20 protein-coding genes, 1 tRNA gene and 2 pseudogenes are annotated in these 22,067 nt (G+C 46.7%); 10 read left to right on the top strand and 13 right to left on the bottom strand.

The window, feature by feature from the left end:
- Positions 1-44 precede the first annotated feature (44 nt).
- The 3 genes from LG384_RS04505 to LG384_RS04495 all read left to right on the top strand — a co-directional run bounded on the left by LG384_RS04505 (position 45) and on the right by LG384_RS04495 (position 1,984).
- Positions 45-431, top strand: a complete 387-nt coding sequence (locus LG384_RS04505; protein WP_370637033.1) for a helix-turn-helix domain-containing protein — start codon at positions 45-47, stop codon at positions 429-431.
- Positions 432-581: 150 nt separating this feature from the next.
- Entirely contained in the window at positions 582-1,055 is a 474-nt protein-coding gene (locus LG384_RS04500; RefSeq protein WP_042309063.1) for a hypothetical protein, read from the top strand.
- Positions 1,052-1,984, top strand: coding sequence for a hypothetical protein (locus LG384_RS04495; protein ID WP_003841925.1), 933 nt, complete (start codon positions 1,052-1,054; stop codon positions 1,982-1,984). Before LG384_RS04500 ends, LG384_RS04495 begins: the two co-directional genes overlap by 4 nt.
- 32 nt (positions 1,985-2,016) lie before the next feature.
- Here LG384_RS04495 and LG384_RS04490 read toward each other — a convergent pair whose 3' ends face one another.
- Positions 2,017-2,223: a hypothetical protein gene (locus LG384_RS04490; RefSeq protein WP_225760513.1), complete on the bottom strand. Its 207-nt coding sequence runs from the start codon at positions 2,221-2,223 to the stop codon at positions 2,017-2,019.
- Positions 2,224-2,714: 491 nt separating this feature from the next.
- On the opposite strand from LG384_RS04490, the pseudogene LG384_RS04485 reads away from it, so the two are divergent.
- The 7 genes and pseudogenes from LG384_RS04485 to LG384_RS04455 form a co-directional block, all read left to right on the top strand.
- Positions 2,715-2,831 (top strand): annotated as a pseudogene (locus LG384_RS04485) (hypothetical protein); the annotation flags it as partial.
- Positions 2,824-2,985 carry a YdaE family protein gene (locus tag LG384_RS04480; protein ID WP_225760512.1) on the top strand — a complete coding sequence of 54 codons (162 nt, stop codon included), beginning with the start codon at positions 2,824-2,826 and terminating at the stop codon, positions 2,983-2,985. The pseudogene LG384_RS04485 and the gene LG384_RS04480, both read left to right, overlap by 8 nt.
- Before the next feature lie 139 nt (positions 2,986-3,124).
- Entirely contained in the window at positions 3,125-6,025 is a 2,901-nt protein-coding gene (locus tag LG384_RS04475; protein ID WP_225760511.1) for a RecE family exodeoxyribonuclease, read from the top strand.
- 11 nt (positions 6,026-6,036) lie between these two features.
- Positions 6,037-7,122, top strand: coding sequence for a RecT family recombinase (locus LG384_RS04470; RefSeq protein WP_225760510.1), 1,086 nt, complete (start codon positions 6,037-6,039; stop codon positions 7,120-7,122).
- Positions 7,123-7,161: 39 nt separating this feature from the next.
- Positions 7,162-7,404 (top strand): DUF4060 family protein, encoded by a 243-nt coding sequence (locus LG384_RS04465; protein WP_225760509.1) that lies wholly within the window; start codon positions 7,162-7,164, stop codon positions 7,402-7,404.
- Between the two features lie 47 nt (positions 7,405-7,451).
- The gene (locus tag LG384_RS04460; RefSeq protein ID WP_225760508.1) at positions 7,452-7,799 is read left to right on the top strand and encodes a helix-turn-helix domain-containing protein; all 348 of its coding nucleotides are present in this window, start codon (positions 7,452-7,454) and stop codon (positions 7,797-7,799) included.
- Positions 7,682-8,838: pseudogene (locus LG384_RS04455) on the top strand (site-specific integrase). Before LG384_RS04460 ends, LG384_RS04455 begins: the two are co-directional and overlap by 118 nt.
- A 14-nt stretch (positions 8,839-8,852) precedes the next feature.
- Here the strand turns inward: LG384_RS04455 and LG384_RS04450 are convergent.
- The 12 genes from LG384_RS04450 to proA form a co-directional block, all read right to left on the bottom strand.
- Positions 8,853-8,928 (bottom strand) — tRNA-Thr (locus tag LG384_RS04450).
- Between the two features lie 253 nt (positions 8,929-9,181).
- Positions 9,182-9,646, bottom strand: a complete 465-nt coding sequence (locus LG384_RS04445) for an isoprenylcysteine carboxylmethyltransferase family protein (RefSeq protein ID WP_225760507.1) — start codon at positions 9,644-9,646, stop codon at positions 9,182-9,184.
- A 267-nt stretch (positions 9,647-9,913) separates the two neighbouring features.
- Positions 9,914-11,362 carry an EAL domain-containing protein gene (locus LG384_RS04440; RefSeq protein WP_200013305.1) on the bottom strand — a complete coding sequence of 483 codons (1,449 nt, stop codon included), beginning with the start codon at positions 11,360-11,362 and terminating at the stop codon, positions 9,914-9,916.
- 342 nt (positions 11,363-11,704) lie between these two features.
- Complete coding sequence (locus tag LG384_RS04435) at positions 11,705-12,178, bottom strand: hypothetical protein (protein WP_225760506.1); 474 nt, start codon at positions 12,176-12,178, stop codon at positions 11,705-11,707.
- Positions 12,153-12,890, bottom strand: coding sequence for a winged helix-turn-helix domain-containing protein (locus tag LG384_RS04430; protein WP_225760505.1), 738 nt, complete (start codon positions 12,888-12,890; stop codon positions 12,153-12,155). Before LG384_RS04430 ends, LG384_RS04435 begins: the two co-directional genes overlap by 26 nt.
- Before the next feature lie 143 nt (positions 12,891-13,033).
- Positions 13,034-13,729 (bottom strand): fimbria/pilus periplasmic chaperone, encoded by a 696-nt coding sequence (locus LG384_RS04425; protein ID WP_225760504.1) that lies wholly within the window; start codon positions 13,727-13,729, stop codon positions 13,034-13,036.
- Positions 13,726-15,342, bottom strand: coding sequence for a fimbrial protein (locus LG384_RS04420; RefSeq protein ID WP_225760503.1), 1,617 nt, complete (start codon positions 15,340-15,342; stop codon positions 13,726-13,728). Before LG384_RS04420 ends, LG384_RS04425 begins: the two co-directional genes overlap by 4 nt.
- A 4-nt stretch (positions 15,343-15,346) precedes the next feature.
- Positions 15,347-17,839, bottom strand: coding sequence for a CS1-pili formation C-terminal domain-containing protein (locus LG384_RS04415; RefSeq protein ID WP_225760502.1), 2,493 nt, complete (start codon positions 17,837-17,839; stop codon positions 15,347-15,349).
- A 58-nt stretch (positions 17,840-17,897) separates the two neighbouring features.
- Positions 17,898-18,575, bottom strand: coding sequence for a hypothetical protein (locus LG384_RS04410; protein ID WP_045440260.1), 678 nt, complete (start codon positions 18,573-18,575; stop codon positions 17,898-17,900).
- A 52-nt stretch (positions 18,576-18,627) separates the two neighbouring features.
- Positions 18,628-19,215 carry a common pilus major fimbrillin subunit EcpA gene (locus LG384_RS04405; RefSeq protein WP_045440258.1) on the bottom strand — a complete coding sequence of 196 codons (588 nt, stop codon included), beginning with the start codon at positions 19,213-19,215 and terminating at the stop codon, positions 18,628-18,630.
- Positions 19,216-19,810: 595 nt separating this feature from the next.
- Entirely contained in the window at positions 19,811-20,530 is a 720-nt protein-coding gene (locus tag LG384_RS04400) for a Crp/Fnr family transcriptional regulator (RefSeq protein WP_048222009.1), read from the bottom strand.
- A 280-nt stretch (positions 20,531-20,810) separates the two neighbouring features.
- Positions 20,811-22,064: a glutamate-5-semialdehyde dehydrogenase gene (proA, locus tag LG384_RS04395; protein ID WP_045440254.1), complete on the bottom strand. Its 1,254-nt coding sequence runs from the start codon at positions 22,062-22,064 to the stop codon at positions 20,811-20,813.
- Between the last annotated feature and the right edge of the window lie 3 nt (positions 22,065-22,067).

Genomic DNA, 22,067 nt, shown 5'->3' with positions numbered 1-22,067 from the left:
CTAGGCGAATTTTATTTTATAAGCAAAAGGCTTATTCTTTTGATATGGCTGAGAAAAAAATACTTAACCCGATTCTCATCGAGCGTTTGACAGAACTGACGCAGCGGGGGATGACAAAATCTGATATGGCAAGGGTTGCGGGAATTACTCCGCAATCCGTAAACGGCTGGTTTAAAAAAGGGGTTATCAGCAAAAGTTCTGCATTAGCAGTTGCTGATGCTGCTGGGGTATCAGTCCCCTGGCTACTTGGTGAGGATGTTGGTGAGAAGGATGGCCTTAAGCCTGACGAACAGCGCCTGCTGGAGCTTTACCGCCAACTGCCAGAAGAAGAACAACAGAACATGTTGCGGATCGTATCTCTTCGATTGAAAGAACTCGACGAACTATACGCGAAGTATATGGGGCGTAGAATTAGAAGCGAACCAGAATAATATGTTTACTTTCAAATAGTTAGCCTAATATAAATTTGTTATCGTGTGCCTAACAAGCAAGGTTCATTTTTCACGACGCATACGAAAATAGCACTTAGATCAAAAACTCGACACTACACAAAAACGTAAATACTTACAGCAAGGCAATGCATGCAAAAGTTGTGTTTTCCCCCGTTACTTACCGCGGGTTTCCATGATTTTGATGACGACGGACTGAAGCGTTTATGTGTTGATAGCTTTCCAAAGTCATTGCGTCGAAATGATTTATACTGTAAATACATACAGTATATGAAATTCATTCGCGACATTAACCTGCAAATAAAATGTTTTAGCGAAGTTTGGATAGATGGTTCATTTACTACAGAAAAACCAGAGCCAGATGATATTGATTTGCTTTTAGTTTTAGATTATCAAGCATTGAATCAGTTACCTTCTACATTGCATGGTCAGGTAGGAGCAATGCTGGATCGTCAATACGTAAAGCAGAATTTTAATATTGATGTTCTGCTCTTGGCTGAAAACCACCCTCAAGTTAACTATAGTGAGAGAAGAAGTTACTGGCGCGGTTGGTTTGGTTTTGATCGTAAGGAGAATCCAAAGGGTTTGGTGAGGATCATGCTATGAACGATGATAAAATTTTCAAGTCATTAAATGACAGAATTGCTTTCGTTCAGCGTGAGGTTGACTCTCTTTCCCTAACGAGTAATCACACTTTTGCTGATAGAGTTTTATTCAACTCTATGGATTCTCATTTAAGCGATTTACTGGAAGAAAAACGTCACATCGAGTCGAGACACCCACTGGTTGACTTCATGGAGTTACGCCTCAGAGGGACTTTGGTTGATTTTGGAACAATTCCTTTAGAGCTTCTTTCTGCATTATCTGGCAGTTTGGCAGGGCTAATTCAAAAAGCGACGCACAGAATCTCAAGCGGTAAAGACTCCAGTAGAGTACCGCAAAGTATAAGAACACAACTAGATATGCGGCTTGCTGACTTAACACCAGGCTCAACTAGGTTAGCTATCACCTTTTCAACAGGATCGTGTGAATTAGTTGATACTGTTTCGAGCCATGCTGTTAAGGAGATTTTTTCACTTTTAGGCACTGATAGTGACGTTGAGTTCATCTCGAAAATTGCTGAAATAGGTACAAATTCTGCCGCCAGTTTGCAAAAAATTGCCCAAGAATGTGAAAAAAACAACTTAAACTTTGATCTTAGTTGGGTTGGCCCTCTTAGTAATGGAAAACGCCATGTTTCATTGAACAATGAACGTTTACGTAAGTTATCTCAGCGCCTAATGACCACACATGTATCCAAACCTTACGATGAGGTTATCACCGGTGAATTAGCTTTATTATCTATGTTCGGGAAATTGGAAATAGTCAATGAATTCGGCAAGTTTAAATGTTCATATCCTATTGAAATGCTTGGTAACTTACAAAGTAAATATAAGGTAGGGGAGCGTGTGAGCGTGATTGCGACGGTTACAGAAATTCACAACGAGAGACTGAATTACGTCAAAAAAAATCTAATGATTAAAAGTTTCCAGTAAAGTTTTGACTCCCGGCCTTCGCGCCGGGTTTTTTATTGCCCTTTTCTCACCATAGCAGCTGCATCCCGCAATACACCTTTGTGAATCACATTTCCCACTGCCCTTCGCTTAGCCTCTAGGCTATCAACAATCGCATCGCGGCTGATCACTATTCCGTTAGCTATCAGACTGACAACTGCACCACCAATCTCACCCGCGATGAATGCTGCACGTTCTTCTTCCAATTCGTCACGATCCATAACTCACCCTCGTTGATGTTTTTCTGACCACAGCATCCTCTGCTCACATGCATTCGTCAAAAAAATAAGCCGTAAACTTAATCACAGAGTTAGTCATGGACTTGACATAAATTAAGTCTTAGGCTTAATATAAATCCACATCAACACAACCACCGAGGCAGGACGCCCACGAAGTAGCCGTCCGGGGCATACGAAAACCGGAATGAGGTGGTGAGATTAACGCGCAGTAGGTTTGAAACGTTCCGCCAGCCTGGCGACAAGGGCAAAGCACAGAAGTGAGCTTCGCGGTGGTGAACTGCAGGGTTAAAACGCTCAACCGTGAAGATCAGCACCACGGCACCACCAGCGAAGTTCACTAAGTTCTAGCAACAAGGTATCGAGGGTGAGATGGAAAAAGCATACGAGGAATATTTTGAAAGCTTAGCTAAAGGCGAAGAAGCCTTGAGTTATGCGGAATTTGTAGAAGCTCTGTCATGAACGTTGGGGGGGCGATGATTGATTTTGCACGTAAACCAGCCCGACAGCAGGCCGTGAAGCTGAATTGTATTGAGGTGTTTTTACGTAAGCTGTGCTACCTGCTGGCACAGAAGGGGGATCCGGATGCTTGACAAGAAATGTGGTTACTGCGGCAAACCAGTTGAACCGGAAGAAGTAATCAAGAACACCCTTCTCTATCGCAACGGCTCACAGCTGGCGCGCAAAGAGAAAGAGTATTGTTCCAGACGTTGCGCTTCGCACGACCAGATGGCTCACGAAGGCTAACGTAAAACCCGCGCAAGGCGGGATCTACGTCCGGTGCCACCGACCAAAGTTACACCGGAAACAACATCAAAACCAAAGTTAACCCAATGGGCGCTATCAATGGTCCGGGGATTCTAACACCCAAAAAAGAGGATCTCACATGGAATTCTTTAATGTGGTTAAAGCCACTCAGAAATCCGGAAAGCAAGATGCAGTGGTCTGGTTCACTGCAAAAACTGAGGCTCGCGCCAACCTGCAGTTGGACGTTGCGCTGGAAGATGCTGGCATCGAAACCGGCCGCGGCAAGGATTACGCCAAGCCAATTCGCACTGACTTCCCAGTTGTTGATGACCTGCCAGAAGAAGGTGAAGTTGATTTCACCTGGTGTGATCGTTACGAACTGGCCGAAGACCAGCGCACCTGGAATGTGAAATTGAAAGCTGATGATGCGGCGCAGGAAGAACCCCACCAGACTGATGACAATATCGTTGATGGTGAAACCGACCATGCAGAAGGATCCCAGCAAGCAGAACAGTCGCAACTGATTACCGTTGCCACCCTGCCATTCCGCCAGCGCGTACTGGCTCAGTTCATCGGTGATGGTGAATATCTCTATCACATCGACGCCGGGCAGAAAAATGAGATTGTCCGCCTTGAGATAGACACTGATGACTCGTACGTCCAGAACCTGCTGCTGGCTGCTGAGAATGTGGAAGCATTCAAAAAAGCCATTGAGCACGATATTCATAAAGTCGTGAATGCCGTTAAGAAAGTCTTCCCTGTCGACGGTAAAAAACCGGAGCTGGCGACAGTTATCCAGTTCCTGACGGTGTGGTTCAAAACTGATTACATTGACCGCGGCATCCTGGCACGCGAATGGGCCGCCGGTAACCGTATCAACAACGTACAGCGTACTGATTCCGGCACCAATGCCGATGGTGGATATGTCACTGACCGTGGACCTGACGCACACCACACCCTGGACACTCTCGATTTAGAGATTGCGTGCGCCCTTCTGCCTATGGACTTCAACCACTTCGAAATTCCAGGCAGCATTCTTCGTCGCGCCAAAGAAATCGTGACCAAAAAAGAAGAGCCGTGGAAATCATGGAGCAGCATCCTGCGTAATCAGCCTGGCGTTCTTGGCGTTAATCGCACGGCTATTTTTAACCTGGTACGTATCGCGCCGGAAAATATTCATCTAACTCCTGTCGCTCACCTGGAATTTGTTAACCAAGCCATGACTGCTGAATTCAACTCTGCGGTTGAGTTAATGCCGTTGCATGAAGCTGAACCAGCAGCACAGGAAGTTCCCCAACCTGAAGGTAAGGAGTCTCCGCGCAAATCCTTCTGCACTCACGAAGAGAACCTGCAACGCGTGCGTGAAGAAGGAGCACGCCGCCGCGCAGAGGAAGCTGTGGCACAACCGCAGAAAGTCGAACAAGAACTGGTTAAAAATGTCGGCAACGGAATATTCGACGTTACGGCTTTGCTGCAGAACTCAGCAACTCATGGCACGAAAAAGCCTACGGAGACCACCAGCGATGTGCAGATGGAAGAAACTGTCAGTGATGAAAAACAGGCTGGTGATGAAGTGCAGTCAGGCGAAAGCAGTCTGGAAACTGGTGAAGAGTCAGATACCAGCCAGCAAGCCGATGTGAAACAAAAACCAGAAAACGTACATCAGAATGATGAATCTGTGCATCAAAACGCCCAAAAAGTGAATCAAACCGGGCCAGAAGCGCAATCTGACGTACCAGCTGTTGTGTATCCAGCTTACTTCGAACCAGGACGCTACGAAGGTCTGCCGAACGAGGTTTATCACGCAGCCAATGGTATCAGCTCAACCCAGGTGAAAGATGCGCGTGTATCGCTGATGTACTTCAACGCACGCCACGTAGAGAAAACCATTATCAAAGAACGCTCTCCTGTTCTGGACATGGGTAACCTGGTGCATGCGCTGGCGTTGCAGCCAGAGCAGCTCGATGAAGAATTTAGCGTTGAACCCATAATTCCGGAAGGCGCATTTACCACCACGGCAACGATCCGCGCGTTTATTGATGAGTACAACGCCAGTCTGCCAGCACAACTGAGCGCAGACGACATCAAAGCTTTGCTAGAGGAATATAACGCCACTTTGCCTGCACAGGTGCCGCTGGGTGGTTCAGTCGAGGAAACTGGCCAGAGCTATATGTCGCTGCCAGAAGAGTACCAGCGTATCGAAGCGGACCAGAAACAGACCGCAACGGCAATGAAGGCCTGCATCAAGGAATACAACGCCACTCTGCCTGCTCAGGTGAAAACCAGCGGTAGCCGTGATGCGTTACTCGAGCAGTTGGCAATCATCAATCCTGACCTGGTTGCACAGGAAGCGCAGAAACTGGCGCCGCTGAAAGTGTCCGGTACCAAAGCAGATCTGATTCAGGCCGTGAAGTCTGTTAATCCGGAAGCCTTCTTCGCCGACGAGCTGTTGGATGCGTGGCGCGAGAATCCGCATGGGAAAGTGCTGGTCACCCGCCAGCAGCTGAGCACTGCACTGAGCATTCAGAAAGCCCTGCTCCAGCACCCGACCGCCGGCATGTTGCTTCAGCACCCAAGCCGCGCCGTTGAGGTGAGCTACTTCGGCTTTGACGACGAAACCGGACTCGAAGTCCGTGTACGCCCGGATCTGGAAATCGACCTGGACGGGGTGCGCATCGGCGCCGACCTGAAAACCATCAGCATGTGGAACATTAAGCAGGAAGGACTGCGCGCCAAACTGCACCGCGAAATCATCGACCGTGACTACCACCTGAGCGCGGCAATGTATTGCGAGACAGCTGCGCTGGACCAGTTCTTCTGGATTTTCGTCAACAAAGACGAGAACTACCACTGGATCGCCATCATCGAGGCATCAGCCGAACTGCTGGAACTGGGCATGCTCGAGTACCGCAAGGCGATGCGCGCCATCGCTACCGGCTTTGACACTGGCGAATGGCCAGCACCGATCACCGCTGATTACACCGACGAACTGAACGACTTCGACCTGCGCCGCCTTGAAGCACTGCGTACTCAGGCATAAGGGGAATGAAGATGCAAAACACTAATGTAACTGTAGCTGACCAGAACGCCGTAATTAACTCCAACGTGGCCCTGTTTGATTCCCAGTATCTGAACGCCATCAGCGCATTTGCTCAAATAATGGCGCAGGGTGCCGCGACAGTCCCCAGACACCTGCAGGGAAATCAGGCAGACTGCATGGCAGTAGCGATGCAGGCGGCACAATGGCAGATGAATCCCTTTGCCGTAGCGCAGAAAACGCACCTGATTAACGGCGTTCTCGGATACGAGGCGCAACTGGTAAATGCCGTGATTTCACGTAGCGGCGTGCTGGCAAACCGCTTTGAATATGAGTGGTACGGACCATGGGAAAAAGTAGTCGGGAAATTCCAGATTCGTAAAGGCGACAAAGGAGAATACCGTGTTCCTGGCTGGACCCTTGCTGACGAAACGGGCATTGGCATCATCATCCGCGCAACACTGAAAGGTGAAGATCAACCGAGGGAACTTGATCTACTGCTGGCACAAGCAAGGACTCGTAATTCAACGCTTTGGGCTGACGACCCTCGCCAGCAGCTCGCTTATCTCGCCGTGAAACGTTGGGCAAGACTGTTCTGCCCGGATGTAATTCTCGGCGTGTATACCCCTGATGAACTGGATGATCGCCGTGAAGAGCGAGAAGTTAACCCTGTTCCGGTGCAACACGTTAGCCTGTCTGAAATTTCAGGTGACACCATAACAACCACGCAGAGCAAGCAGGAAAAATCAGGAAACATCGACTCACTGGCAGATGGTTTCCGCGAACGCATCGATGCCGCACAGGATGTTGATAGCGCCAAAGCACTACGCGCTGATATCGAAAGTGCGAAGGCCACACTGGGTTCAGCCCTGTTCACCGAACTGAAGAACAAAGCAGTGAAGCGCTATTACCTGGTTGATGCACGTAACAAGGTCGAAGCAGCAATCAACTCCCTACCGTCTCCGGACGAACCGGATGCAGCAGCGCGTTTCGGGGAAGTTGAGCGAGTTCTGGCAACGGCGAAACGTCATCTGGGCGACGAGCTGCACGATAAGTTCAGCATTACCCTGGCAGATATGAAACCGGAATACGTGGGCTAACAGATTTGGGAGGGTTCGCCCTCCCGTTGAGGAGATGTAATGCGACTGATTAACCGAGGTAATCAGCAATCCCCGTTAGCGCGTCAGGCATGCGACATCGCGCTGGCTACTCATCACGAACGCTACGGCGACTACGGGCGCAGCAAGATGAAGGAGACATACACGGTGAGAGTTGAAGGTGTGAAGGTCTGGGTTGAGGTGGTTAACCGTAAGGCGAGCTATGTGGCCACGGCAATGACAGGTATGCGCCGGCTGCGCGCGCTACCGGGTCAAGTTGCCTGATAACGAATTATCAATTTGGCCCCACATGGGGCCACTGGAGAACATCGATGGAAGAAGAAGTATTCACCAGAGATGAGGCTGCCGCCTTCCTTAAAGTGGACAAAGGCACGATTGCTCAGTGGATTAAGTCTGGTCGCCTGGCTGCAACCCGAATAAATCCACATAAGAAAAAAAGCCCATACCTGATCTGCAAAACAGATTGTATTGCGGCAGTGAAGAACCCGATCCACAATCAATCCGTGAATGCGGTTGATGTGCAGGAGGATAAAGCATGTCAATCAAACAACGTGCCGGTACGTGGCACTGTGACTTCGTTACGCCTGGTGGAAGCCGAATTAGACGGTCTCTTGGGACAACGGACAAAAGGCAAGCGCAGGAACTCTATGATCAACTAAAAGCCGAGGCATGGCGAGTTGATAAAATGGGGGAATTTAAGCCACGAACGTTCGATGAAGCGTGCGTTCGCTGGCTTAACGAAAAGCAGCACAAGAAAAGTCTGGATGATGACAAAAGCCGGATCGGCTTCTGGAGATTGCATTTCAAAGGAATGGATTTATCGGCAATCACCGAGGATAGAATACTCTCGGCAGTGAGCACGATGGTTAATCGTAAGCATCGTATGAACTGGGAGGCGAAGCGGGATAGTCTGCTGAGAAGGGGGAAGCCGGTTCCTGAATTCAAGGATAAGCGGCGGCGGCGGCCACCAAGGCGACACACCTCGCTTTCATTCGGGCATTACTGCGATGCGCGGCCAACGAATGGCGATGGATAGCCAAAGCGCCGAATATCAAATGCCCGGTGCCGAAAAATAAGCGTATTCGCTGGCTAACCAAAGAGGAAGCGGCGAACCTGATCCGGGAGCTTCCCGAGCATATGAAGCCAGTTGTTATTTTTGCACTGGCGACGGGGCTGCGCAGATCGAACATCACTGATCTGGAGTGGTCGCAAATTGATATGCAGAGGAAGGTCGCGTGGATTCACCCAGAGGACGCAAAAGCAGGAAGGGCGATTGGGGTCGCCCTGAACGAATCAGCCTGTAAGGTGCTGCGGGATCAATTGGGGAAACATAACCGGTGGGTTTTTGTTCATACTGAATCATCCGTTCGCCCGGATGGAACGAGAACAAAGGCGGTGCGCAAAATGCGGTCTGATGCTAACACGGCATGGCGCGCAGCGTTAAGACGGGCTGGAATAGAAAATTTCCGCTTCCATGACCTGCGACATACCTGGGCTAGCTGGCTTGTACAGTCCGGCGTGCCACTCAGTGCGCTGCAGGAAATGGGAGGTTGGGAAAGCATCGAGATGGTGCAACGTTATGCGCACCTGGCACCGAATCACCTGACGCAGCATGCCATGCAAATAGACTCATTCCTGGCGGGGAAAGGCACAAATATGGCACAAGGCACGTTTGCAAACTTGGTGAATATCGCGTGAGGTCGCGTGGTTACTGGTGCCGATAATAGGAGTCGAACCTACGACCTTCGCATTACGAATGCGCTGCTCTACCAACTGAGCTATATCGGCCCTGAAAAGGACATGTCCACGAATGTGAGCACGGGGTAGAAGGTTAAAACTAACCGGGCGACGCGTCAATGGCCTTGCGAATCAAACGCCTATTTTTGCATCACCCGGTTTCAATTACGCACGAATCGTGTCGTCACAAAGCCTACCCGTTTGTATATGGTCAGTGCTTCCACACACGCCATCACAGACACAGCGGAGCGCTTGCATCGCTTTTCCCGTTGGCAATAGCTATATTCGAGATCACCGGGTATTACTATAACCAACGACGAACTTGCCGTTCATAATGTTCCCATTCCAGCCCGAAATGTTTTCGCAGTTGTTCCTCTTCAAAATCGATATGCAATCTGGCAACTACCAGCATAAACAGCGGTACAGCCAGTATCCCGGCAATGCTCCCGACGCAGAGAGCAAAGGCCAACTGGAGTCCACTCATACCAAGGTAGATCGGGTTGCGGCTCCAGGCGTAACATCCGCTGGTAACAAGCGTGGTCGATTTTTCTGCATGAAGCGGGTTGAGCGTCGTACGTTTCATCCGCATCTGCCACGCGGTATGAAGTATCATCGCCAGGCTGACAACCGCCAGCAATACGCTTAACGCGGTATTCACCGCGCCGAAAGAAAAACGCTGGCTCAGCGTCAACGCATCCGCGACGAGGAATAGTACTAAGATCAGCGGTGGCGGAAACCATACTCTTAATTTTATCAGGAAATTACGCATGGCTACGGGCTAACCTCGGGACTTTAGCGATTAACACTTACACAGCTATGAATAACCCGTTTGGGATAAATAAACAAATGATGCTTCGCTCGCAACAAGATATCTCCTTAACCAGACAGGCAAAACCTATCGTGCCTGTCTCTGCAAAAAAACCGCACCGGAGGCATTTGCCCCTGATGCTCCGGAAATAAAAATAGTGTAGATAACCATACGGCTTTTAACACACGCACGTACTAAGTCTTATGCCCTTCTCATTCCCGAAAGGCTCTACGTTGAGAAAGTGGAGTCAGACACTGATTCAAACATACTTACAGACTGCTTGTAATACCGGATAAAATCATCAAACGTCACTGGCGGTAAAAATTGATAACCCTGCAGGTAATCAACATTATTTTTTCCCAGCCACTGCTGCTGATAGCCGTATTCAACGCCCTCCGCGACCATACGCAATCCCAAGAGTCCGGAAAGGTGAATGATTGACTCGAGCATAGGAATATGTTGCTCAACCTCTTTAATAGCCTTGATGAACGTTTTGTCAATTTTTATAACATCTAGTTCTAACTCATTGAGATAGCAGAGGTTAGCGTATCCAGTCCCAAAATCATCTAAAGCAAACAGCACCCCTCTGTTTCTCAGTGATCGTATCAGCTCTTTGATTGCCGGAGTGATAGTGAGGGTCTGGTTTTCGGTTATTTCAATCATCAATTTAATCGGTAGCCTTTGCGTTATTTCCATGAAATTAAGGCATTCCCAATAAAAGACGGGGTTGCTTAAACCAGATGGACTAACATTAAATGAGACGAATAGAGTTTTATTGATACCCTCACCTCCGTCGACCAGCACACGCGCAACGGTGGTCATTAAATAGCTCGTCAGCTCATTAATTAAACCACTTTTCTCTGCCAGCGGAATAAACTCACGCTGAGAAATGGCATAGTTATGACCCTGTGGCCAGCGAGCTAAAACCTCAACACCACAGACGTCCCCACTAATATTTACGATGGGTTGAAAATAAGGAATGATTTCTTCATTCCTTATTGCCATACTCAGTCTACTAGAATCTGAGGCATCATATGCATCACCGTAAATTATATTCTCTGCAGAATGACTGTTTGTCGGATAATCTTCATGCAATAAATTATTCCTGGTCAAAAAAATGACAACCTCATTAAAATGAGAAAATCCTAGTCGGGCAGTAATTCTTTCCCGATATCGATACACTGACTTAATTGTTAGCGAGTTAGCAATACAAAAATCGTGCAACTTTTCTTTTGTGAATGATGCATACAGCATTTCCTCTTCAAATTCAGTCAAATGAAAAGTAAACATTGTTGAACCTTTAGTGACTTCCACAACCTCATTAGGTTCCATTAGATTGGCTCTTAGCTGAGAAATCAATTGATCCGACAACTCCCGTCCACTAATAAAGGCATACTCCTCGTACCCCCGATTAACAGGACGGGTTTCATTCATCCGAAGAACAATACAATTTATATTAATAAACTGTGTACTGTTTCTCTGGAACCACTTTCTGACCAGGAATAATGGTAACCGGTTATCGATAACCAGCAAACAGGACGGATATTGTAGAGTAACTGACGGCGTACCAGAAATAAATGTCCGCGCATCGACCAACACCAGATTTGGCAACCATGCTTTTATTCCTGAGAAAAGAAAAATATCATAACTGAGCAGAAAAACCTTTTTCGTATTCATAGTTACCACCAACTTAAATTTATGGCATAGCAGGTCCCTCGTTTTATAAACGAGAGAATATACAACACCTTCAGCCTCCAGCAATTATAATGCGATTCGCAAATTAACTTTATCCATAAGTCATATCACGTAGTTTCAGAGTTTATAATCACGATTATCCACATGAGTATTCCCAACAAATGGTAAGGCCATTTTAAATATTAAAAAAGGAAAATTCCTAATGTTTTATAAGTACAAATCCTTTTACTCACTTTCACAGCAAGGCAAAATAAAAAACCACAATTCAAACAGCAACAAAATATACAACCACAAACAACCGTGGAAATAATACTTTATTGCAATTCATGCTGCCCGACAAACCATGAGCGTACGTCGCAGATCTCTTATCGCATAAACATTTCCCGCGATATGAATGATCTTGTAATAGAAAATATCCTGACGTGACATGAGCAGGTCTGTAACTTCATCAGGGACATTATCATTTTTATTTTTGACGGTAGCCACACGGCGGGTCTGTAGGTATCCATCGCGATCTTTACCTATAAAGTTCAATTCGACATTACGATCTACGGCGTAATGTTTACCCTGAACATTAAGGCTTCCCACCTGAGATACCCGCCCTTTTGTAGCGGAAGAAATACGAAAAACCAGCAGAACTTCACCTTCAATCTTTACACCCTGAGTTTGCTCCTCCAGATGCAGATAATTTTTGGCAGAACAGGTCAGCGTCTCCGAATCATGATGATGATAAAGATAGAATGCTGCTATTATTGCAAGGATGACACCCACACTAATAAATAAAGTTTTCGCATTCATGGGCAGCACCTCCTTTACCTAGCGAACAAATTCCGAGAAAGTTCTCTTTAAGAGAGTTACCTGCTGATAAATTATTGTCATCATAAAAAACAATCGTTTTTTTACCATCATGACAAACCGCATTCACTTTTCGCCACATATCAGAAGATAAAAACGCTTTAGTTTTATCAGCGTTATTGTCATCTGCAGTATAAAGTTTACAATCACCTATTGCCCTAATATAGATAAAATTCGTGGTACCTGAATTAAAAACTGGCAATATAAAAAAAACACTCCCAAGTAAAAAAAATAATAAAATGAGCAGCATAATATTTTTACGCTTAGGTCTTACGGATGAGATCACTTTTTCCGTTTCAGATACCAAACTCACAACTTCATCCCCACTGGAAGATGCCGATTCGTCGCTGATCGAAGCATGGAACAAAAATCCCTGCCGGGGCAACGTTTCAATGGGATTTCCCGCCCCCAACTCACTAAAGGCTTTTCGCAAAATACTGATACTTTTATTAAGACTATGACCCGATGGAGCCATACCATGCTTTTCCCATACTTCTTCAATGATAAAATCGCGATGGAGTTGTTGATTTTTATGGGCAATGAATAACTCAAGTAGTCTCACTGTAGACGCCGAAAGGATTATTGTAGTATCGCGATGTTTCAGGCTTTTGCTGGTGGAATCATACTCAACCTGTTCATTAATTATACTTTTCATACTACTGGCTCTTAAATACCGTGATATTGAAAACAAATAACCATAGCCTCATCTGTGCTGAGCTGATTACTACATTTTATATAGATGGTTACAGTATAGGTTCAATATCTAATCATGGCATATCAGATCAGACTCAATGCTTACTATTGATTGAGTTTGAAGCACCCCTGGCCCACAGGTATGTATTTCTGCAGCGCAACGATAAATTTTCGGTTTTTTGATTTCAGTTCGTTACTATGCCAGCTTTCCCCCGGTAACACATAACGCATGGTGGCTTCATCATCGGTTGAGTTGCACCCCTGGTGTATGATGATTTTAAAAAAAGTATTCCCGGTGTTTTTCAGTGTCCCGTTTGCCTCATCAATGGTATAAGCCAGATTCATTTCCCTTGGGCGAACAACCAATATTGTGTCCATAGCGATGACAGGGAGAGCCTGCCCTCCTTTCTCTTGATTACGCTCGGTAAACAACGTTATCGGCATTTCGCGAAACAGAATTCGGTAATAGCGTTCTTTATCATCCTGCGGACCACGGTAGAAAATCTTAAAAAACTCGCTCGCCTGCGGTGCCAGTGAAAAACTCAGCGGTGTAAACAGAAGTTCGCCTTCAGCAATGGCACCTCTGTTTTCACCTCCCGGTCCCGGTTTATCAATTTTTACTGCGCCAATACTATACAAATTCTGTTTCTGGCTATCGTTATAGATTCGTTTGCTGATAAACGATTTATCCGATGGCATCTCATAAATGGTCGACTCCAGGTAGACAGCCTGTGCGGAGAATGCAGCCAGCCCGGAAAGAAAGATAAATGCCCATCTAAGTGCCAGACGGCAGTGGCTCATGGCGTCACTCCCACCCAATTCGCCGTTACTTTTATCTCACCACTGGCACTGACGACACCTTCCCAGTCTGTACCGGTAACGGTTAACATCGAACGCGAATCATTCATTGGGAAAAGCAACTTCAAATCAGTAGCATAGTAACTTCCGTCATCGTTGTTATTTGCGTCCCAGGGCGTCTGTTGCCACTGCGCATCACTCATGTTGATTGCCGCTTCACTACAGCTATTTCGTTTCTGCACCACGCCCCCCGATTGACTGTTGTACTGAAGAAAGGCGGGGATTGGGACGGACAGTCCTCCTTGCGTAGAGGTAAACAGGCAGTAAGGCACGCTATTTATCGTCGTACTCTCCCCGATAACTTGTGCCGTAATGCTATCGGCCTGACGGGGACCCGAGACGGTTACGGTGTAATCCATTTCAATAGGAGCGGCATCGCCAATCGTGCCACTGCCGCTCGCAGAAGCGGTGTTATCCGAAGAGATGATACTGATCCCATACTCCTTCGGCACAATATTGAGCTGTAGCGAAGGGGTAAACTGGTAGTGCCCTGACTCTGGTGTTAAGCCATTATAAAAACCGAAGGTAAACGGTTGACTGTTAGTAATGCTGATCCCTGAATCGACGAGATTTTTCAGAAATGCTTTCGACAGAAAAATATAAATGTACTCTCCAGAAGTCGTGAAAACGTTGGAATAAACAGTTGAAGTATTATAGTTATACCAGTTTGAACCATTCCCGGAGTATCTCACTGTGGCCGCTCCTGGTGTAAAACCAAGCATCGCCGTGTCAACATAAGCGCGAAATGTCAGGGAGGTGGTTAGGTTTGCCGTTTGTTGCAGGTTAAAACTCACCATTTTGCAAATCACGCCGTCTGTGCTACCTACCACGCCAAGCTCGCAATAACCGGAGTCTTTGGTAATGCTCGGGGTACCGTCGCTGGCAACCCAAAGTTCTTGAAATGCATTAGTCGAAACAAGTGACAGATGCCCGCGTTTGGTTAACGTGTAATTAACGTAATTCCATAATCCAGTGGATTGGTCTTTGCAGCGTTGCCCGGAAGAATAATCATAATTTACAGAAGTATAACAGCGGTTGAACACATAGGTTTCGCTGCTACCGGTAGGCACATTACGAAAGTATTCATAGGCAGTATCAGTCAGAGAGGCGAATCCGTAGGCGCCACCAATAACGCCTGCGACAGACCCTACTTGCGCATGATAAAAACCGTTTTTGTCAGTGCCTTGCCCGGCAATAAACCCAGTTGATGGACACTGGGTGCCACTATAACAACGGATCCCCCGAAAAGGTCCATTAATCGGGGAATTATCAATCCACATGTCCTGATAATAATTTCCAGGCGCAGTCCAGCCGACAAAACCTAAATACCCGAGACTCACCTGAGAGGTACCGTATTTTATCCACGTGTTTGACCCGCTGAAACGCGGATCGAGTAACGAGGGGGTAATAAAGTATTCACTATCAATGGCATTTTCAATAAACAAATAGTTATTACTGACTGAGCCGGAAGAGATTGCATTCAAAGCCAAAGCAGGCACAGGCGCGAAGCTCCCCACAGCACAGATTACAGTAGCTAATTTAATTAATACTTTCATTTTATTACCTCTGCGCCATCGTGGTTTGCGTTGCACATTTCACATCACCAACCCACGCTGCACCGCGTGTTTTTTCCAAATCGAGATCGGCTTCGCATATGCTGCCATTGGCTGAAATTAACGTAATGACCGGATACTTCTTATCGATATCGATAGCAAACTCACCCTTTTCATCCGTACGCGTTTTACCGATGTGGTTATGGATATCGGTATTTGCAGCCAACTGCCCATTGGGGTAACGAATACGCCCGAATACGGTGACCATGCTTTTCACTTCAGGGTTGATAACACCCACGTTGCCCGGATATAGCGTCAGTTCCTGCTTACGCCCTGAAACAATATCGAAGCTATCTTCAGAGTTTTTATCATTGAGGATCTCCAGCTTGTACCGAGCATAAGGCGGCAGTGCAATGAAATTTGATTTGCCGCTGAGAATATAATTACGGTTATTAATCTTCGCAGCCAGTTTCCCCTCGCCGGTCAAATCTGTTTTCACAATGACGCCAGACCGCTGCCTCTCTTTACTCAGACCAAAATCTTTACCTGCCCACGCCAGGGAACCTTGAGAAGAGAAGTTCATATTGGTGGAGTTGTCTGCGGAACGCGTTACCGATACGGTGCCTGCGTTATATTTCGTGTCATAACTCAGATTCCCGTTTATAGAGTAATTGTTATCGTAATACTGTTCACCACTCAGACGTGTTGATGCCGACAATCCGACCGATTTGATGGGGCCTTCAGCATACTGCTTTCGTGCACTGAGATTACCCTGGGTGCTGCCATAGCGATCCCGGGAGACCCCCATGCTCAACCACGAAGCCAACGGTAACGATAAATCCAGGCTGACATAACGTTCCTGACGTCCATCGTCATTTCGGTTGTTGTAGTAATAGCGTTGAATACCTGCACGTAACCCAACCGAGGCATATCTGCCAGAATAAAGGGTTGTGCTGTAGTCCAGGTTACGGTATTTATTTCCCGAGTAACGATTCTCCGTCTGACTAACAGTAAGCGAGCCTCCATGAGGAATAAACTTTCCGAGGTTAAGAGTTCCACCAATGGAATAATTGTCACGCTCCTGCATGGGCAGACGATCACCAATTTTACTATCTTCACGAGATGCCCAAAGAGAACCATATCCCTCAGGTACATTGAGATTGATGTTACTGATGTTTCGCCATGACGAATCGTTCGCCACCAGCGTCTGATTGCCAATGCTTACGTATTCATTCACATTGAGCGTGACGTCCGTTTCATTGACCATATTATTGCCAAAGCCGTAGATCGTCGATTTCAGACCTAACCCCGACAATATCGCCAGCGTCACCGATGCAGCCCCTCCGGCAATCCAGGTCTGCTCACTGCCCAAATCCCGATAATGGTTACGTTTATAGCTCACACGGTCGTAATCCAGTGAGCCACCAAAAATCTGCCATGAGAGCTGATCAATTCCGGCAGCTTGTTGGCGTGCAAAGATTTTATTAACCCGGCTAATACGACTATTAATTGTCCGGCCATTAACCACGATATCTACCGTGACGTCATAAACACCATACGGAAAACGACTGGTATCAATTTCATAGCTGCCCATATTAAAGTTCTGTACGCTGAGCAAACGCCCGTCACGGAATACATGAACCTCACCAGCTGCTGGCAAAAATACGGTGATCGGTGTGAGCGAAAGCGCGGTATTTTCAACAACGGTACTTCCTTTGTTTCCGTAGCTCACGCCATAAATTTTACCGCCATTAAGCGCATTCAGGCTGGCAATCGACTGGACATTCCAGGTGTCCAGCATCCCTAGCGCCAGTCGATACCCTTCATAATCGCGCTCATACATCGCACGGTATAGTTTACTGGTACCATTGCTGTCACCTATGCCGTAGAACGAACCATTAATGTTGATATGGTGTTCACGCAGCGATGTTGTGTTGTCCATCGTCAGATAGCTGCGGGTACTGCTGCCGCTACGATAATCGTTGTAGTAAGAACCAAAGTTATAGTTCAGGACGTTAGAGAGAGAGTCCACGCTGGAAGGTCCAAGCAGACTGCTTCGCGCGACAATCGCTTCAGTTAAGGCATCTTTGCTGACAATCATCTCCAGGTGAAATGAAGAGACATTGAGTTGCAGGCGCGCGTCATCTGATAGCTCTATATTCGTGTTATCATGAAATTTCACATCACGAATTTTTTCCACCATCGCGCGTGTTTTTCCAGATAACACCGCATTATTAGGCAATTCAGCGAGAGTCAGAGCTTTTACTGTAATATTGCCATCAACAAGCGAAATCACCGCATCGGCAATTTTTTGCTGACTTTTCTCGTCAGTCTCGTTGTAACGAATATATACCGGCACCGTCATTCCCTGCTCCAGTGAACGGGCGAAAGCGCTGGGAATAACGTAATTGCCCACTTTTACTGGGGCTGCATGTGAAAATCCTGGTGTCAGCGCAAGAAAAAAACAAATGCTACCGCCGACAATATTTGTTGTTGTCATATGCATCCTTACATTCCGGTATTTTTATTTATCCCGTACAGATGGCTGCTATTGACCATCACTTCACTGTAATAAACTGCTTACCGTGCCAGATACCGATGCGTGAACGACTATTGCTAATGTCGGTAAACTGTAATTTTATTTTCGTACCAGGCATAATGTAATAACGTTCGCGACAGCCTCGCCCCTGATCACGAGCCTTATCCTTACAAGCCCCATAGGCGATCACGCGAAACGAAACATTGCCAGTATTGGTAATAACGTCGCCATTTCGGCTATATTCAAAATGTTCTTTTCGCGGAGCGACCACCAGGATAGTGCCAATTTCAGCTGACGCTGTTGCAACAGCCATTTTATTTGCCCGAGTTTCCGCGCTCTCGGTCACCGGTTCATCTACCCATTGCAGACGATAATAACGCTCAATATCATCTGCTGGCCCTTTATAAAAAAAGCGAAACACATCCTTCGCCTGACCAGGGAGAATTAGATTGGCTGGTGTAGAGAGTAATTCTCCGGAATTAACAGGTTTTATTTCGACACCACCCGCCAAAGGGGATGACAATTGTTTTACCGAAACGCTGACATAACGTGCCGAGTCTGTCGTATTGGTAATTTCTTTCGATAATGAACTCTCAGCAGAAGTCATTATCGATGTGATTTCACCGACATTAATTGCCCATCCGGGAAAAGATGCTACTAACCCTACCAACATTGCTGCCGGTAAATATTTTTTCATGACACCATTCCTGATAAATTCGGGAGAAAAAATTCTCCCGAATTTTTATTGCTTAGGCAGCCGGAGTCGTCCAGGTTGCATTGAACTGTACTTTTACATCACCAGTCCAATAACCGTCCGGCAGTTCAGAGTAATCCGTTACCTGCGTACTACCATTGGAAGTCGCTGACGCGATGGTGAATTTGAAGTTGGATTGATCGCTGACACGGGCGGTGCCGTTATAAGCACCATCAGCCATCAGGCTTTCAAGACCAGAAGTTGAGCTGGAGTTTACCAGGACAGTATCTGATGCATTAGTCAGCGCGGTGCCATTCCATGCCACCCCTACGTTCAGTGTAGAAGCATCACCACTGGCGTTGGTCAGAGTGTTGCTAATGATCTGAGCTGTCAGCTCAAAATCAGTTGCCGTCTCCTGACCCTGAATGGTCACATCAAAAGCACCGTCTTGAGAGTTGAAAGCATTCAGTCCTTCAGCATACTGGAAAGTCAAAGAGTTCAGCGGGGTGACAACCAACATGCTGGTGGTATCTTTTGTTGCCGTCGCGTCCCACGAGGCCGTTGCAGAAGCAGTAACATCTGCCATTGCATTTGCCGCAACAAATACAGAAGCCAGAGAGGTTACTAATAATAATTTTTTCATTTTTATCTTCTCCTAAGAACAAACTCACCACCGAGTCTTATTATTAAGTCACTCCAGCGGTTCCATTAATTGCGAGCCAGAATTGCCGCGCCAAAAAATTATCAGTTGAATCAAATAACATCTCAACAAACCCTGAAACGCAAAATTACAAAAAAAATAAGAATTTTCCCGCAAAAAAACTCTCTAAGAAGTTTCCTAAGACATAATTACTCATAACACACCAAATTTCAGAATTATCATCCGAGAAAATAAGAAATGCCAAACAATTTATCTTTTTTATATTTTTGATAAATATCAAAAAGATCATACAAATATAATCCCATCAAAATCCTTACAAAACATAAAGATAATTAACACCTCCATGCTTTCTCTATAATGCTTATTGTTTGTTGCAATTATGCTAAATTTTTAACCCAACAAGAAAATTCTCATGAAATATTTAGATGAGGGGGAATATTCTTATAAAAAAGACGATAACCTGTAGGATTAGTATTCGAATTGATAATTATTTCACAAAAATAAAACTAGGAATTTTCCACATAAATAGAATATTCCTAGTGTATCAAGAGATAAATAATGCCCGGCGAAGAGAGATTTAGCTAAAACCTTTTAAACCCAGATAACTATTTATTGTTACCGTGCGTACCCGATGTAAGGTAATCAAATTTTGTTGTTCGAGTGATTTTAATGAGCGGCTGACAGTTTCAATTTTTAGATCGAGATAGCTGGCAATTTCCTCCCGAGAGAATGGCAACTTAAGCGTCGTTTCTGGCCTGCCAATCCGTAAATGCATCTCGTAAAACTCCACCAGGAAAGCAGCAATTCTGGCCTCGGCGTGTTTATTTGCGTAACGCCGCCTTTTTTCAACAATGAATCCATTATCCCTGCAGAGAAACTTGATGACTGCCGCAGCAACTGAAGTGTCCTTTTCTGCTACCTTGAACAACCGCGCAATATCAATATGGCATACCTCTGCAGCCGTTGCGGCCTTGATAGTTGTCAGATACGTTCTGCCTTCAACAGCATCCAGCGCCATAATATCTCCCGGAACATAAAAGCGACTGATAAAAACGTTATCGCCACATTCCACGCTGGACTTGCAATACCCCTCATGAATAACAAAAAACATGTCCGCAGCTTCATCCTGCCGAGCAATTGTGTCACCCGCTTTAAACTTCCGTCTTTTGTCTATTAATCTATATTCATTATCACGATCAATCGCCGATCCCTTTGGACACAGCGAGCAATGGCGGGGGGGAAACGGGTTGCCGAGCGGCACAACAGGGATGCTATGTTTGTGAATATCCGATTTCACGCAACAACTCCTCATAAAAATGAGACTGATTCTAATAGATCGGACCATGGAAACAATACATGAACCGCAGGTCAGGAAAATTCATGCCTGCGCGAGAAAATTCTGTGAAATATTACCTTTCTGACACAAAGGAGAGCATGGATAAAAATCCGTCTGGATGGGATGATTAATAAAATGCAGAACTGAAAACAAATGCGGGTTAGGGGTAAAAGGTAAAACTAACCGGGCGATGCATTAACCTTGCGAATCAAACGCCTATTTTTGCATCACCCGGTTTCAATTACGCACGAATCGTGTCGTCACCAAAGCCTACCCACTTGTATGTGGTCAGCGCTTCCAGCCCCATCGGGCCACGCGCGTGTAATTTTTGCGTACTTACGGCGACTTCTGCGCCCAGTCCAAACTGGCCACCGTCGGTGAAACGGGTAGAGGCGTTAACATACACAGCGGAAGAGTCCACTTCATTAACGAAACGATCGGCATTACGCAGGGTTCGCGTCAGGATCGCATCGGAATGCTGAGTACCGTGCTCACGGATATGGGCGATGGCATCATCCAGATCGGTAACGATTTTCACGTTCAGATCCAGCGACAGAAATTCATCATCGTACTCTTGCGCTTTTACCGCCACCACGTTGGCAGGTCCCGCTTGCAGTGATGCCAGCGCCGCCTCGTCTGCATGTAACGTCACACCGCTTTCCGCCATCTGCTTGCTCAGCGCAGGCAGAAAACGTTCAGCGATATTCTGATGCACCAGCAGCGTTTCAACGGTATTACAGGTGCTTGGACGCTGGGTTTTAGCGTTAACAATAATCTTCAGCGCCGGTGCTATCTCAGCGCTATCATCAACATAGATATGACAGACACCAATTCCGCCAGTGATTACCGGGATCGTCGACTGCTCGCGACATAGTTTGTGCAAGCCCGCGCCACCGCGAGGGATCAGCATATCGATATACTTATCCATACGCAGCATTTCAGTGACCAGAGCACGATCCGGGTTATCAATCGACTGTACGGCCGCTGCCGGTAAGCCACAGGCTTCCAGCGCCTTCTGAATCACCGCGACGGTCGCCGCATTAGTACGGTAAGTCTCTTTTCCGCCACGCAGGATCGCCGCATTGCCTGTTTTCAGGCACAGAGAGGCCACATCAACCGTCACGTTAGGACGAGCTTCATAAATCACGCCAATTACGCCCAGAGGAACGCGGCGGCGCTCCAGACGCAGGCCGCTATCCAGCAGACCACCATCCATCACCTGCCCTACCGGGTCTGCGAGATTACAGACCTGGCGTACGTCGTCAGCGATCGCTTTCAGACGCGCGGGAGTCAACGCCAGGCGGTCAAGCATCGCCTCGCTCAGACCGTTTTCACGTGCCTGATCGACATCCTGCTTGTTCGCACTGAGTATGCTTTCCGTTTGTGCTTCCAGTTCATCAGCAATTTTTTCCAGCACGCGGTTTTTTTCGCGGCTGGAGAGTAGCGCCAGTTTGTATGACGCTGCTTTGGCAGCAATGCCCATTTTTTCCAGCATATG

Origin of the sequence: Citrobacter sp. Marseille-Q3906 (assembly GCF_916618775.1) — a bacterium.
In the GTDB taxonomy this organism is placed as follows: Bacteria; Pseudomonadota; Gammaproteobacteria; order Enterobacterales; family Enterobacteriaceae; genus Citrobacter; species Citrobacter murliniae.
The sequence above is the reverse complement of the archived record's forward strand: the minus strand, read 5'-3'. Positions and strand labels throughout refer to the sequence as shown.